This is a genomic window from Microbacterium hominis, from assembly GCF_013282805.1.
Taxonomy (GTDB): Bacteria; Actinomycetota; Actinomycetes; order Actinomycetales; family Microbacteriaceae; genus Microbacterium; species Microbacterium hominis_B.
Map to the genome: position 1 here is coordinate 2,831,648 of NZ_CP054038.1, position 12,827 is coordinate 2,844,474.

11 protein-coding genes are annotated in these 12,827 nt (G+C 72.3%); 9 read left to right on the forward strand and 2 right to left on the reverse strand.

Annotation, left to right across the window (positions count from 1 at the left end):
• The first annotated feature begins 6 nt into the window (after positions 1-6).
• From HQM25_RS12835 to HQM25_RS12855, 5 genes are all read left to right on the forward strand, one after another.
• Positions 7-2,709 carry a cation-translocating P-type ATPase gene (locus HQM25_RS12835; protein WP_172990593.1) on the forward strand — a complete coding sequence of 901 codons (2,703 nt, stop codon included), beginning with the start codon at positions 7-9 and terminating at the stop codon, positions 2,707-2,709.
• Between the two features lie 38 nt (positions 2,710-2,747).
• Complete coding sequence (locus HQM25_RS12840) at positions 2,748-3,914, forward strand: AI-2E family transporter (RefSeq protein ID WP_172990594.1); 1,167 nt, start codon at positions 2,748-2,750, stop codon at positions 3,912-3,914.
• 242 nt (positions 3,915-4,156) lie between these two features.
• A complete protein-coding gene (locus HQM25_RS12845) occupies positions 4,157-5,305 on the forward strand; it encodes an alcohol dehydrogenase catalytic domain-containing protein (RefSeq protein WP_172990595.1) in 1,149 nt (382 codons plus the stop codon).
• 1 nt (position 5,306) lies between these two features.
• Positions 5,307-6,056 carry an SDR family oxidoreductase gene (locus tag HQM25_RS12850; RefSeq protein ID WP_172990596.1) on the forward strand — a complete coding sequence of 250 codons (750 nt, stop codon included), beginning with the start codon at positions 5,307-5,309 and terminating at the stop codon, positions 6,054-6,056.
• Positions 6,053-6,508, forward strand: coding sequence for a MaoC family dehydratase (locus HQM25_RS12855; RefSeq protein ID WP_172990597.1), 456 nt, complete (start codon positions 6,053-6,055; stop codon positions 6,506-6,508). The genes HQM25_RS12850 and HQM25_RS12855 overlap by 4 nt, the downstream gene beginning before the upstream one ends.
• A 69-nt stretch (positions 6,509-6,577) precedes the next feature.
• On the opposite strand, the gene HQM25_RS12860 is transcribed toward HQM25_RS12855, so the two are convergent.
• Positions 6,578-7,792 carry an acetyl-CoA C-acetyltransferase gene (locus tag HQM25_RS12860; protein WP_172990598.1) on the reverse strand — a complete coding sequence of 405 codons (1,215 nt, stop codon included), beginning with the start codon at positions 7,790-7,792 and terminating at the stop codon, positions 6,578-6,580.
• A gap of 162 nt (positions 7,793-7,954) precedes the next feature.
• On the reverse strand, positions 7,955-9,223 hold the full coding sequence (locus HQM25_RS12865) for an acyl-CoA dehydrogenase family protein (RefSeq protein WP_172990599.1): 1,269 nt from the start codon (positions 9,221-9,223) through the stop codon (positions 7,955-7,957).
• Between the two features lie 113 nt (positions 9,224-9,336).
• On the opposite strand from HQM25_RS12865, the gene HQM25_RS12870 reads away from it, so the two are divergent.
• From HQM25_RS12870 to HQM25_RS12885, 4 genes are all read left to right on the forward strand, one after another.
• Positions 9,337-9,981, forward strand: coding sequence for a QsdR family transcriptional regulator (locus HQM25_RS12870; protein ID WP_172990600.1), 645 nt, complete (start codon positions 9,337-9,339; stop codon positions 9,979-9,981).
• Positions 9,981-10,424: an acyl-CoA thioesterase gene (locus HQM25_RS12875; RefSeq protein ID WP_172990601.1), complete on the forward strand. Its 444-nt coding sequence runs from the start codon at positions 9,981-9,983 to the stop codon at positions 10,422-10,424. Before HQM25_RS12870 ends, HQM25_RS12875 begins: the two co-directional genes overlap by 1 nt.
• 100 nt (positions 10,425-10,524) lie before the next feature.
• A complete protein-coding gene (locus tag HQM25_RS12880; RefSeq protein ID WP_172990602.1) occupies positions 10,525-11,559 on the forward strand; it encodes a phosphotransferase family protein in 1,035 nt (344 codons plus the stop codon).
• Positions 11,559-12,773 carry an acyl-CoA dehydrogenase family protein gene (locus HQM25_RS12885; RefSeq protein WP_172990603.1) on the forward strand — a complete coding sequence of 405 codons (1,215 nt, stop codon included), beginning with the start codon at positions 11,559-11,561 and terminating at the stop codon, positions 12,771-12,773. Before HQM25_RS12880 ends, HQM25_RS12885 begins: the two co-directional genes overlap by 1 nt.
• The last annotated feature ends 54 nt before the right edge of the window (positions 12,774-12,827 follow it).

A 12,827-nucleotide genomic window follows, 5' to 3' on the forward strand; every position in this document is an offset into this window, starting at 1 on the left:
CTGAGCATGACGCCCGTGGACACCTCCGCCCGCCCCTGGTTCACCGAGGATCCCGATGCGGTGGTCGCCGCGCTCGGCGGCGACCGCGAGCGCGGACTCTCCGCGGATGCCGCCGCGCGCCGCCTGGCCGAGCACGGCCCGAACGCGATCGCCGCCGAGCCCGCGCCGTCGGTCTGGCAGGTGACGCTGCGCCAGCTCGCCGATCCGATGAACATCATGCTCGTCGCCGTCGCCATCATCAGCCTGCTCATCGGGCAGGTGAGCGTGGGCATCCTCGTCGGCGCGCTCGTGGTGCTGAACCTCGTGCTCGGCACACGCCAGGAGCTGAAGGCCAAAGCGTCGGTCGACGCGCTCTCGAAGATGCAGATCCCGCAGGCGAAGGTGGTGCGCGACGGCACGCTCCAGCAGGTGGATGCCACCTCGCTGGTGCCCGGCGACCTGCTGGCGCTGGAGGCGGGCGACATCGTGCCCGCCGACGGCCGCATCCTGCGCGCGGCGACGCTCGAGACGCAGGAGGCCGCGCTCACCGGGGAGAGCGCCCCGATCGCCAAGGGCGCCGGCACGCTGGATGATCCCGACACGACCCTCGGCGACCGCGCGAACATGGTGTTCCAGAACACGCAGGTCACGCGCGGCACAGCGTCGGTGGTCGTCACCGACACCGGGATGACGACCCAGATGGGGCGCATCGCCTCGATGCTCTCGGCGGTGAAGCCCGCGAAGTCGCCGCTGCAGCGGGAGCTCGACTCGCTCACCGGCGTGCTCGGGTGGATCGCGTGGGGCGCGGTGGCGATCATCGTCGTCACGGGCCTGCTGCGCGGCCAGGAGGTCGCATCGGTCGTGCTGCTGGGCATCTCCATGGCGATCTCCGCGATCCCCACCGGCATGCCCTCCTTCGTGCAGGCGATGCTCTCCTACGGGGCGCGGCAGCTCGCCGACCACAAGGCTGTCGTGAAGAACCTCACCGACGTCGAGACCCTCGGGGCGACCAGCGCGATCAACTCCGACAAGACCGGCACGCTCACGATGAACGAGATGACGGTCGAGTCGCTGTACCACCTCGGCCGGTGGTACTCCGTGTCGGGCACCGGCTACGAGAAGGTCGGCGACATCCGGGGCGTGGCCGGCCACGCCGCCCCGGACTTCTCGACGCTGTCGATCGGGCTGGCCCTGTGCTCTGACGCCACGGTCTCCGACGACGGCGCCGTGGTCGGAGACCCCACCGAGGCCGCGCTCGTCGTGCTCGCGGCGAAGATGGGGGCCGATGCCGAACTCACCCGCGCGACCTATCCGCGACTGGCAGAGGTGCCCTTCGACTCGGCGTACAAGTTCATGGCGACGTTCCACGAGATTCCCGCCGGGCGCTCCACCGCCACGGTGGGCTTCGTCAAGGGCGGCCCCGATGTCGTGCTCGACCGCTGCGCGAGCGCGGCGACGCCCGGCGGCACCGTGCCGATCGACGGGCAGCGCGAGGCGATCCTCGCCGCCAACCGCAAGCTGTCCGAACAGGGACTGCGCGTGCTCGCCTTCGCCTACCGGCGTTTCGAGGGACCCGATGCGCTTCCCGCCGACCCGATGACGGCGGTCGCCGATCTCGTGTTCGTCGGGCTGGTGGGCATCATCGACCCGCTGCGCCCGTCGTCGGCCGAGGCGGTGCGCATCGCCCGCCAGGCGGGCATCGAGGTGCGCATGATCACGGGCGACCATGCCATCACGGCGGCCGCGATCGGCGCGAAGCTCGGCCTGGGCGCCGGTGCCGCCAGCGGCGCCCAGCTCCAGGCGATGAGCGACGACGAGATCAAGAAGGAGCTGCCGGGCCTCCACGTGTTCGGCCGCGTCACGCCCGAGGACAAGCTGCGCCTGGCCCGCCTCATGCAGGAGGAGGGCGCGGTCGTCGCGATGACCGGAGACGCCGTCAACGACGCCGCCGCCCTCAAGCAGGCCGACATCGGCGTGGCCATGGGGTCGGGCAGCGACGTCACCAAGCAGGCCGGCAAGATGATCCTCGTCGACGACAACTTCGGCACCCTCGTCACGGCGGTGCGCCTCGGCCGCGCGATCTACGACAAGATCGTCAGCTACGTGCGGTTCCAGATGTCGCAGCTGTTCTCGCTCGTGCTGCTGTTCCTTGTCGCGAGCATCTTCGACATCAACAACGGCGTGCCGCTCACGCCGATCATGGTGCTGTTCCTCAACTTCTTCATCGTGATCTTCCCGGTGATCGTGATCCTGCTCGACCCCGTGCCCGACGGCATCATGAACAAGCCGCCACGGGATCCGAAGAAGACCATCGCCAACCGCGGGGCGGTGACGCTCTGGTTCCTCTATGGCGGACTCCTCTTCGTCGCGACCCTCATCCCCCTCCTGCTCTATCCGGACCAGCTCAGCTCCACCGCCCCGAACGCGCCCGTCACGATGACCTTCGTCGTCGCCGCGTTCGGCGCGATCATCAGCGGCCTCGTCATGCGTCGCGACCCCGAGCCGGGCCTGGCCCCGCCGATCATCGCCGCGGTGAAATGGCTCTCGATCCCCGTCGTGCTCACGGTGGCCGCGGTCGAACTCGACTTCCTGCAGCGGCTGGTGGGCACGACCTCGCTCACCGGCACGCAGTGGCTGGTGTGCCTGGCCCTGTCGCTGATCGTCCCGGTCTTCGTGGAGCTCGAGAAGTGGGTGCGGCGTGGACGCATCCACCGGCACGCGGCGAACTGAGCGCCCACTTCCGCGCTGCGCCCGATACTGTCGCCCCCATGGGATTGTTCCGACGCACCCCCGACCGCCCGGCCGCGCCGGGCGCGGCATCCACCGCCGCCGCCTCCGACGAGTCGCAGTCGCCCTGGAGACTCTGGGCGGACGGGTTCGGGCGCCTGGCGACCCGCGCCGTCCAGATCATCGTCGTCGTGGCGGTCGCCGCCGGCGTGATCTGGGTGATCCAGACGCTCACGATCGTGACGATCCCGCTCGCGGTCGCCCTGATCCTCGCGTGCGCGTTCGCGCCGGCCATGGGATGGATGCGACGCCACCGCGTCCCGCCGCTGTTGGCGACGATCCTCGCGCTGCTGGCGGCGGTGCTGGTGCTCACCGGCATCGGCTGGCTGATCACGGTCGCCGTGCGCGACCAGTGGGACGAGCTGGCAGCGCAGGCGGTCAACGGCTTCCAGGACCTGCTGACCTGGGTGAACACGCTCCCCTTCGTCTCCGACGCGCAGCTCCAGGAGTGGGGCGACGCGCTGGTCGACTTCGTCACGAGCGCGCAGTTCGGCTCGGGCGCCCTGGCGGGCGTCGGGGCGGTGGCCAACTTCGTCACCGGCTTCGTCCTGATGGTCGTGATCCTGTTCTTCTTCCTCAAGGACGGCCCGCAGATGTGGGAGTTCCTGCTGCGCCCGTTCCGGGGAAGCCACTACGCCCGCGCCGAGCGCATCGGCGACAAGTCGGTGACCACGCTCGGCTCGTACATCCGCGGCACGGCCACGATCGCGCTGGTCGATGCGGTCGGCATCCTCATCGGCCTGCTCATCCTGCAGGTGCCGCTGGCGCTGCCGCTGGCGGTCATCGTGTTCCTGGGAGCCTTCGTCCCGATCGTCGGCGCGACGCTGGCCGGAACGCTCGCGGCCCTCGTCGCCCTCGTGACCAATGGCTGGCTCAATGCGCTCCTGGTCGTCGGCGTGATCGTGCTCGTGCAGCAGCTGGAGGGCAACTTCCTGCAGCCGGTGGTCATGGCCCGGTCGATGAAGCTGCACGCGTTCGTCGTGCTCATCGCCCTGGCCGCCGGCACCGCGATCGGCGGCATCGTCGGCGCGGTGCTGGCCGTGCCGATCACGGCCGTCGCCTGGGGCATCGTGCAGGTGTGGGACGGACCGCACACCCCCGCCCGCTGGGCCCGGCCCAAGCAGGGCGCGCTCGACCAGGTGACCTGAGCCGCGCCGCCTCTGCGCCGCCGCTGCTCGTCGCCCACTCAACCGTCGTCCACCGCTCCGCTGTCGCAATCCGCTCGCGCAGGCGCCAACTGCGACAGCGGAGCAGCGGAGCAGCGGAGCAGCGGAGGGTGCGAGTGCGGGCCCTCCCCGGGCTCGGGCGAGAGAGTGTGGACACCATACCGCCTGGTCGGTATGGTGTCCGGAGAGCCGCCGATGCGGCCCGTCCACGACGAGGAGGTCGTATGCGCATCACCGGAGCGGTGCTCGAGCGGTCGGGTGCGGCGGCGCCGTTCGCCGATTCCCCGCCGTTCACCGTCGGCGAGGTGGATCTCGATCCGCCCGGCCCGGGCGAACTGCTCGTGCGCATCGAGGCGGCCGGGGTGTGCCACTCCGACCTGAGCGTCGTCGACGGCAGCCGCGTGCGGCCGACGCCGATGCTGCTCGGCCACGAGGCCGCCGGCATCGTGGAGCGCCTCGGCACCGACGTGGGCGATCTGGTCGTGGGAGACCGGGTCGTGATGACCTTCCTCCCGCGGTGCGGGAACTGCGAGGGATGCCGCGCCGACGGCCGACTGCCGTGCGAACCCGGCTCCGCGGCCAACGGCGCGGGCACGCTCGTGGGCGGCGGCATCCGCCTGCACCGCACCCGCGCCGACGGCGAGCGCGAGGCCGTGCACCACCACCTCGGCGTGTCCGCCTTCGCCACCCACGCGGTGGTCAGCCGCACCTCGGTCGTGCGGGTCGATCCCGACGTGCCGCCCGAGATCGCCGCCCTGCTCGGCTGCGCCGTGCTCACCGGCGGCGGCGCGGTGCTCAACGCGGCGCGCCCCGCGCCCGGCGCGCCCGTGGTCGTCGTCGGCCTCGGCGGCGTCGGCATGGCGGCGCTGCTGGTCGCGAGGGCGCTCGGGCACCCCGTGATCGGCGTGGATGCCGTGCCGGCCAAGCTGGCGCTCGCGCGGGACCTCGGCGCGGAGGAGGCATGGGAGCCCGCGGAGGCGATGGCCCGCGGCATCCACTCGCCCTCCGTCATCGAGGCCGCCGGGTCGGCTCGGGCCTTCGAGACCGCCCTGGCTCTCACCGCGCCGGGCGGCACGACCGTGACGGTGGGCCTGCCGGCCCCCGACGCGCGCGCGAGCGTCTCGCCGCTCACCCTCACGGCCGAGGCCCGCACGATCATCGGCAGCTACCTGGGCTCCGCCGTTCCCGAGCGCGACATCCCGCGCTACGTGGAGCTGTGGCGCGCCGGCCGCCTGCCACTGGAGCGCCTGGTGTCCTCGCACATCACGCTGGGCGGGATCGCCGCCGCGATGGACCGACTCGCCGCAGGTGGCGAGCTGCGCCAGCTCATCGTCTTCGACACCCCCACCCCCGACCCCACCCGGAAGGACTGACATGACCCGCACCGCCATCGTCACCGGCGCCGCGCGCGGCATCGGCGCCGCCGTCGCCCAGCGCCTGGCCGCCGACGGCCACGCCGTCGGCGTGATCGACCTCGATGAAGCCGCCTGCGCCGACACGGTCGCCGCCATCGCCGACGCCGGCGGGCGCGCCCTCGCGGTCGGAGCCGACGTCGCCGACAGCGCCGCGGTCGCCGGCGCCGTGAGCCGTGTCGCCGACGAGCTGGGCGCCCCGACCATCCTGGTGAACAACGCGGGCATCATCCGCGACAACCTGCTGTTCAAGATGACCGAGGACGACTGGGATGCCGTGCTCAGCGTGCACCTGCGCGGCGCGTTCCTGATGAGCCGGGAGGTGCAGAAGCATCAGGTCGAGGCCGGGTGGGGGCGCATCGTGAACCTGTCGTCGACCTCCGCCCTCGGCAACCGCGGGCAGGCGAACTACGCCGCCGCCAAGGCCGGCATGCAGGGGTTCACGAAGACCCTGGCGATCGAGCTCGGACGATACGGCGTGACCGCGAACGCCATCGCGCCGGGGTTCATCGTCACCGACATGACGCGTGCCACCGCCGCGCGCATCGGCGTCGAGTTCGAGCAGTTCGTCGAGTTCAACGCCAAGGAGATCCCGGTCGGCCGCCCCGGTCACCCGGGCGACATCGCGGCGGCGGCCGCGTTCTTCTGCTCCGCGGAGGCCGGGTTCGTCTCGGGCCAGGTGCTCTACGTCGCCGGCGGGCCGCGCGCATGACGATCACCGTGACCAGCCCCGCGGCGCTGCCCGACGTGGTGGGGCGCACCGCCGTCGGCGAATGGTTCGAGGTCTCGCAGGAGCGCATCGGCCAGTTCGCCGACGCCACCGAGGACTGGCAGTGGATCCATCTGGATGCCGCGCGCGCGGCATCCGGTCCCTTCGGCGGCACCATCGCGCACGGCTACCTCACGCTGTCACTGCTCCCCCGGCTCGTGCAGGGTCTGCTCGACGTCGACGGCGCCGCCATGGTCGTCAACTACGGCCTGGACAAGGTGCGCTTCCTGCAGCCGGTGCCCAGCGGCGCGCGGGTGCGGGCGGTGACGGAGATCGCCGCCGTCGATCCCGGCCCCCAGGGCTATCGCGTGAGCTCGCGCACGTCGGTGGAGATCGAGGGCTCGGAGCGCCCCGCCCTCGTCGCCGAGACGATCGCGCTGTTCGTGCCCGCCTGAGCGCACGCATCCCCGGTTCCGCCCGTCCTGGAGAAGGTGAGGGCAGAACCGGGGATGGATGCCGCGCGCTCAGACCCGCTCGAGCACCAGCGCCATGCCCTGGCCGCCGCCCACGCACATCGTCTCCAGGCCGTAGCGACCGCCGGTGGCGGTGAGCCCGTTGATGAGCGTCGAGGTGATGCGCGCCCCGGTCATGCCGAAGGGGTGGCCGACCGCGATGGCCCCGCCGTGCACGTTGAGTCGCTCCTCGTCGATGCCGAGTGCGCGCGCCGAGGGGATGACCTGCGCGGCGAACGCCTCGTTGATCTCGACGAGGTCGATGTCGTCGATCGACAGCCCGGCCCGTGCGAGCGCGCGCCGGGAGGCCTCGACGGGGCCCAGCCCCATGATCTCGGGCGACAGGCCGCTCACCCCGGTCGACACGATCCGGGCGAGGGGCTCGAGGCCGAGTTCGTCGACGACGCGGTCCGAGACGACCACGACGGCGGCGGCCCCGTCGTTGAGCGGGCACGCGTTGCCGGCGGTCACGGTGCCGTCGGGGCGGAAGACGGGCTCCAGTCCCGCGAGCGCATCCACCGTGGTGCCCGGCCGCGGGCCGTCGTCGGCGGCGACCCGCGTGCCGTCGTCGAGGACCACCGGGGTGATGTCGGCCGCCCAGAACCCGGAGGCGATGGCCGCCTCGGCGCGCTGCTGCGAGCGCGCCGCGAAGGCGTCCTGCTCGGCACGGGTCACGCCGTGCCGCTGCGCGACGTTCTCGGCCGTCTGGCCCATCGCGATGTATGGGTCGGGCAGGGCTCCGCTCTCGCGCGGATCCGTCCACCCCGGCGCGCCCGCGGCGGAGCGTTCCTGCGATCGGGCGAGCGCCTCTCCGAAGAGCGGGTTCACGGCCGACGGCAGATCCGAGGCTCCCGCGGCGTAGCGGCTCACCGATTCCACGCCCGCCGAGACGAACACGTCGCCCTCGCCGGCGGCGATCGCGTGGAACGCCATGCGCGTGGTCTGCAGCGACGAGGAGCAGTACCGGTTCACGGTGACGCCGGGCACGGCATCCCATCCGAGCTGCACGGCGACGATCCGCGCGAGGTTGAACCCCTGCTCGCCGGCGGGCTGACCGCACCCCAGCATGAGGTCGTCGATGCGCGCCGGATCCAGCCCCGGCACCTTCTCGACGGCGGCGGCGACCATGCGGGCGGCGAGGTCGTCGGGGCGGATGCCGACGAGAGAGCCCTTGCGGGCGCGGCCGATCGGCGAGCGGGCGGTGGCGACGATGTACGCCTCGGGCATGACGTCCTCCTTGACGTGGTCTGCTGCTCCGCTGTCGCGTTCGGCGCGACAGGCGACCGATTGCGACAGCGGAGCAGCGAGGGATGGGTGCGGGGCGGGGGCGGTGGGGGGTGGGGGCGGGTGGGATGGGTGCGGGGCGGGTGGGGTGGGTGGAGTCGCGGGTCAGACGAACGCGGCGATGCCGGTGATCGCGCGGCCGACGATGAGGGAGTTCATCTCGAATGTGCCCTCGAAGGTGTAGACGGCCTCGGCGTCGGCGAAGTAGCGCGCGACGCTGGAGCCGGCGGGGAGGTCGGCGTCGAGCTGGTCCTGACTGCCGAGCTGGATGCCGTTGCCTCCCGTGATCTCGCGGCAGAGTGCGACGGTCTCGCGCATGCGAGCGCTGACGAAGGCCTTCGCCATCGCCGAGTGGTGGTCGCGCTGGATCCCCTCGTCCTGCATCTGCGAGACGCGCACGCACAGGGCGATGGATGCGGTGATGTTCGAGAGGGCGGTCGCGAGCTTCTGCTGCACGAGCTGATACGCCGCGATCGGCTTGCCGAACTGCACGCGCGCTTTCGCGTAGGCCAGCGCCGCGTCGTACGCGCCGACGGCCACCCCGAGCGCCTGCCAGGCGACGTCGGCGCGCGTGAGGCGCAGCACGACGGCGACGTCGCGGAAGCCGTCGATGTGCGGCAGCCGATCGCTCTCGGGCACCACGAGCCCGTCCATCACGATGTCGGCGTTCTCGACGGCCCGCAGCGATTGCTTGCGCTCGATCTTCGTGGCCGAGAACCCGACCGCGGGCGTGCGCACGAGGAAGCCTTTGACCTGGTCATCGGCGACGTCGCGCGCCCAGATCACCACGAGGTCGGCGAACGCCCCGTTCCCGATCCACCGCTTGGCGCCGTTGAGCACCCACTCGTGGGTGCCGTCGGCGCGGGTGCGGCGCTCGGCGGTGGTCTCGAGGCCGCGGGCGGTGTCGGAGCCGTGGCCGGGCTCGGTGAGCCCGAACGCGGCGACCAGCTCGCCGCGGGCGAGGCGCGGCAGCCAGTGCGCCTTCTGCTCGGCCGATCCGCCGACGGCGATCGAGGTCATCGCGAGGCCCGAGTGCACGCCGATGAAGGTGGCCGTCGAGGGGTCGCAGCGCGAGATCTCGAGGGCCACCCAGCCGCGGAACACGTTCGAGTTCTCGAACTGCCGGGTCTCCGGGAACGCGTTGCCGTAGAGACCCAGCTCCGCGATGCGGGGAACGAGGTGCCGCGGGCTCTCGGCGCGCTCCCAGTGGTCGTCGGCGAACGGCCGCACCTCGGTGTCGAGGAAGTGCCGGATCTCGCGCAGCGCGCACTGCTCGCGCTCGGTGAGCAGGCTCTGGAACGCGTAGAAGTCGGCCTCCAGGAGGTCCGCGGGCAGAGTGCTCGGCGCGGGGGCGGTGGGGAGGGTGAACGTCATCGTCTTCTCCGATCATCGGTTCGGTCAGGTCAGTATGCAACACTTTCCCACATGTTGCACAACGTTTCCGGATTCGTTGCATGGTCAGGCACCCCGAAGGGTAGAGTCAGGCCATGAGCACGCTCACCGCCGCTGCCACCATCGCCTCCGTCGGGGTGGAGGCCGCGCCGTCGTGGCTCTCGGCGCGGCTCGCCGACGGCACCCACGCCGACGCGCAGCGCGCGTTCGACGCCGCGCGCGCGCTGTTCATCGACGGCCGCCGCATCGACATGAGCGCCCTCGCCGCCTCCCTCGGCGTCGACCGCACGTCGCTGTTCCGCTGGGTCGGCAATCGCGACGCCCTCCTCAGCGAGGTGCTGTGGTCGCTGGCCATCCCCACCCTCGTGAGCGCCGAGCACGCGTGCGACGGCCGTGCCGGCGGCGAGCGCATCGCCGGGATCCTCACCCACTTCGTCGACGACCTGAACACGGCGGAGTACTTCCGCTCATTCCTGCGCCGGGAGCCCGCCCGCGCGCTGCGCCTGCTCACCACGAAGGAGAGCCCGATCCAGCGTCGCTACGTCGCCACGGCCGACTGGCTCGTGCGCCGCGATCTCGGCGCCGAACCCCTGGGCGGGGCCATCGACCCGGCCGGCCTCGCGTATCTGCTCGTGCGGGTGTCGGAATCGTTCACCTACGCCGACCTCATCTCGGGCGACACGCCGAGCGCGGCACGGGCCCGCACCGCGTTCCGCCTGCTGCTGCGGGTGGACGGCTGATGGCCGCCCATCTCGCGCGCCGCCCCTTCGCGACGCGCTGGAACGACAACGACCAGTACGGGCACGTCAACAACACGGTCTACTACGCCGCGATGGACACCGCGGTGAACGCCTTCATGATCGCCGAGGGCGGGCTCGACCCGCAGGGAGAGGCGATCGCCCTGTGCGCGGCGTCGTCGTGCGAGTTCCACGCGTCCGCGTCGTTCCCCGAGCCGCTCGAGGTCGGCATCGGCGTCGAGCGCGCAGGCCGCACCAGCATCACGTGGGCCCTCGAGATCCTGCGACCCGGCGACGACGCGCCGATCGCGACGGGCCGCTTCGTGCACGTCTTCGTGGATGCCGCAACCCGGCGCCCGACGCCGATTCCGGCATCCATCCGCGCCGCCCTGGGGTCGGCCGCGGCGCCGGCCGAGCAGCCCGCCGCCCGACCCGCCGAGGACTGAACCCCCGCCCCCGGAAAGAGCAGGCGCGGCCTTGCGACAAACCGACCAGGCGGTATGCTTGAGGGGCTGCCACCGGAGGCAGGGAGAAGGCGAGTCGCTGATGACCGATGTTCCAGGCCTGGATGCCGCGGGGCTGACCGCGTGGCTGACGCGCGCACACCCCTCGCTCGCCGACCGGCCGCTCACGGCATCCGTCATCGCCGGTGGCCGCAGCAACCTCACGTACGCCGTCGACGGAGCCACGGTCCCCCTGGTCGTGCGGCGTCCGCCGCTCGGGCACGTTCTCTCCAGCGCCCACGACATGCGCCGCGAGCACCGCGTGATCTCCGCCCTCGCACCCACGCCCGTGCCGGTGCCGGTCGCGATCGACGTCGTCGACGACGAGGCCGCCGCCGAGGTCACCGGGACCGTGTTCTTCGTGATGGAGCGGGCGCCGGGCAGCGTGCTGGCCCACGCCTCCCAGAACGCCGCGTACTCCCCCGCAGCGCTGCGCCGGCTCAGCCTGCAGCTCGTCCGCCACCTGGCCGACCTCCACGCGGTGGATCCGGATGCCGTGGGCCTGGCCGACTTCGGCCGTCCCGACGGCTACCTCACCCGGCAGCTGTCGACGTGGCGGCGGCAGCTCGACGCGTCGCGGTCCCGCGAGACGCCCACCCTCGACGCCCTCGCCGGCACGCTCGACGCCGACATCCCCGTCTCGGCCCGCACCGCGATCGTGCACGGCGACTACCGTCTCGACAACGCGCTGGTCTCCGGCACCCCCGACGACCCGCTGATCTCCGCGATCCTCGACTGGGAGATGGCGACGCTCGGCGACCCGCTCGTGGATCTCGGCATCTTCGCCCTGTACTGGGACATCGCCGCGCTCGGCGAGGCGGGCGGCGCCGTGCCGAGCGCGGTCGACCCGGATGCCGGCTACCCGTCGTTCGACGAGCTCGTCGACGCCTACGCGCAGCGCGCCGGGATCTCGGTGCCCGACCTCCGCTGGTACCGCGCGTTCGCCGCGTTCAAGCTGGCCGTCATCCTCGAGGGCATCCACTACCGCTTCCGCGCCGGAGACACCGTCGGGGCGGGATTCGACCGGATGGGCGCCCTCGTCGAACCGCTCGCCCGACGAGGAATGGAGGTGCGCTGATGGACTTCGCACACGATGAGACCACGCGCGAGCTGAGCGAGCGTCTGCGCGCCTTCGTGCACGAGCACGCGATCCCCGCCGAGCAGGTGCTCGACGCACAGCTGGCCGCCGAGCCCGACCGGTGGGGCGGGTTCCCCGTGGTCGCCGAGCTGCAGCAGCGCGCCCGCGCCGAGGGACTGTGGAACCTGTTCCTTCCCGGCGACCCCGCCGAGACGGGCGCGGCGGGGCTCACCAATCTGCAGTACGCGCCGCTGGCCGAGATCACCGGCTGGAGCCCGCGCCTGGCGCCGCCCGCCGTCAACTGCGCCGCCCCCGACACCGGGAACATGGAGGTGCTGAACGAGTTCGGCACCCCTGCCCAGAAGGAACGCTGGCTCGAGCCGCTGCTGCGGGCCGAGATCCGCTCGTCGTTCTGCATGACCGAGCCCGACGTCGCATCCTCAGATGCCACCAACATCGGCACCCGCATCCGCCGCGAGGGCGACGAGTACGTCATCACCGGACGCAAGTGGTGGTCCACCGGCGCGATGAACCCCGACGCCGCGATCTTCATCGTGATGGGCAAGACCGACCCCGATGCCGAGCGCCACCGCCAGCAGTCGATGATCCTCGTGCCGCGCGACGCTCCGGGCGTCCGCGTGATCCGGCCGCTGACGGTCTTCGGCTACGACGACCGCGACCACGGCGGCCACGCCGAGATCGCCTTCGACGACGTGCGGGTGCCGGCGTCGCACCTGATCGCCGGCGAGGGCGACGGCTTCGCGATCGCGCAGGCGCGCCTCGGCCCCGGCCGCATCCACCACTGCATGCGCGCCCTCGGCATGGGCGAGCGCGCGCTGTCGCTCGTGCGGGAGCGCGCATCGGCGCGCCACGCCTTCGGGCGCACCCTGGCCGAGCAGGGCGTCGTGCGCGAATGGGCGGCCGAGGCCCGCATCCAGCTCGAAGCCCTGCGCCTGCTGGTGCTGAAGACGGCATGGCTCATGGACACCGTCGGCAACCGCCGCGCGATGACCGAGATCCAGGCGATCAAGATCGCCGTCCCGCGCGCGGTGCAGCAGATCATCGACCGCGCGATCCAGGTGCACGGCGGCGCCGGTGTCTCCGGTGATACGCCCCTGGCCGAGCTGTACGCCGGCATCCGGTCGCTGCGCATCGCCGACGGGCCCGACGAGGTCCACCTCTCCAGCCTCGGACGCGCCGAACTGCGCGTCTGACCCGCGCCGCGTCCCGCGGCCTCCCCGCGCCGCATCCCGCGGCATCCCGAGTCG

Excerpts from the sequence above, each read along its gene's own strand:
- HQM25_RS12835 (WP_172990593.1), top strand. The coding sequence starts at position 7 with ATGACGCCCGTGGACACCTCCGCCCGCCCCTGGTTCACCGAGGATCCC.
- HQM25_RS12840 (WP_172990594.1), top strand. The coding sequence starts at position 2,748 with ATGGGATTGTTCCGACGCACCCCCGACCGCCCGGCCGCGCCGGGCGCG.
- HQM25_RS12845 (WP_172990595.1), top strand. The coding sequence starts at position 4,157 with ATGCGCATCACCGGAGCGGTGCTCGAGCGGTCGGGTGCGGCGGCGCCG.
- HQM25_RS12850 (WP_172990596.1), top strand. The coding sequence starts at position 5,307 with ATGACCCGCACCGCCATCGTCACCGGCGCCGCGCGCGGCATCGGCGCC.
- HQM25_RS12855 (WP_172990597.1), top strand. The coding sequence starts at position 6,053 with ATGACGATCACCGTGACCAGCCCCGCGGCGCTGCCCGACGTGGTGGGG.
- HQM25_RS12860 (WP_172990598.1), bottom strand. The coding sequence starts at position 7,792 with ATGCCCGAGGCGTACATCGTCGCCACCGCCCGCTCGCCGATCGGCCGC.
- HQM25_RS12865 (WP_172990599.1), bottom strand. The coding sequence starts at position 9,223 with ATGACGTTCACCCTCCCCACCGCCCCCGCGCCGAGCACTCTGCCCGCG.
- HQM25_RS12870 (WP_172990600.1), top strand. The coding sequence starts at position 9,337 with ATGAGCACGCTCACCGCCGCTGCCACCATCGCCTCCGTCGGGGTGGAG.
- HQM25_RS12875 (WP_172990601.1), top strand. The coding sequence starts at position 9,981 with ATGGCCGCCCATCTCGCGCGCCGCCCCTTCGCGACGCGCTGGAACGAC.
- HQM25_RS12880 (WP_172990602.1), top strand. The coding sequence starts at position 10,525 with ATGACCGATGTTCCAGGCCTGGATGCCGCGGGGCTGACCGCGTGGCTG.
- HQM25_RS12885 (WP_172990603.1), top strand. The coding sequence starts at position 11,559 with ATGGACTTCGCACACGATGAGACCACGCGCGAGCTGAGCGAGCGTCTG.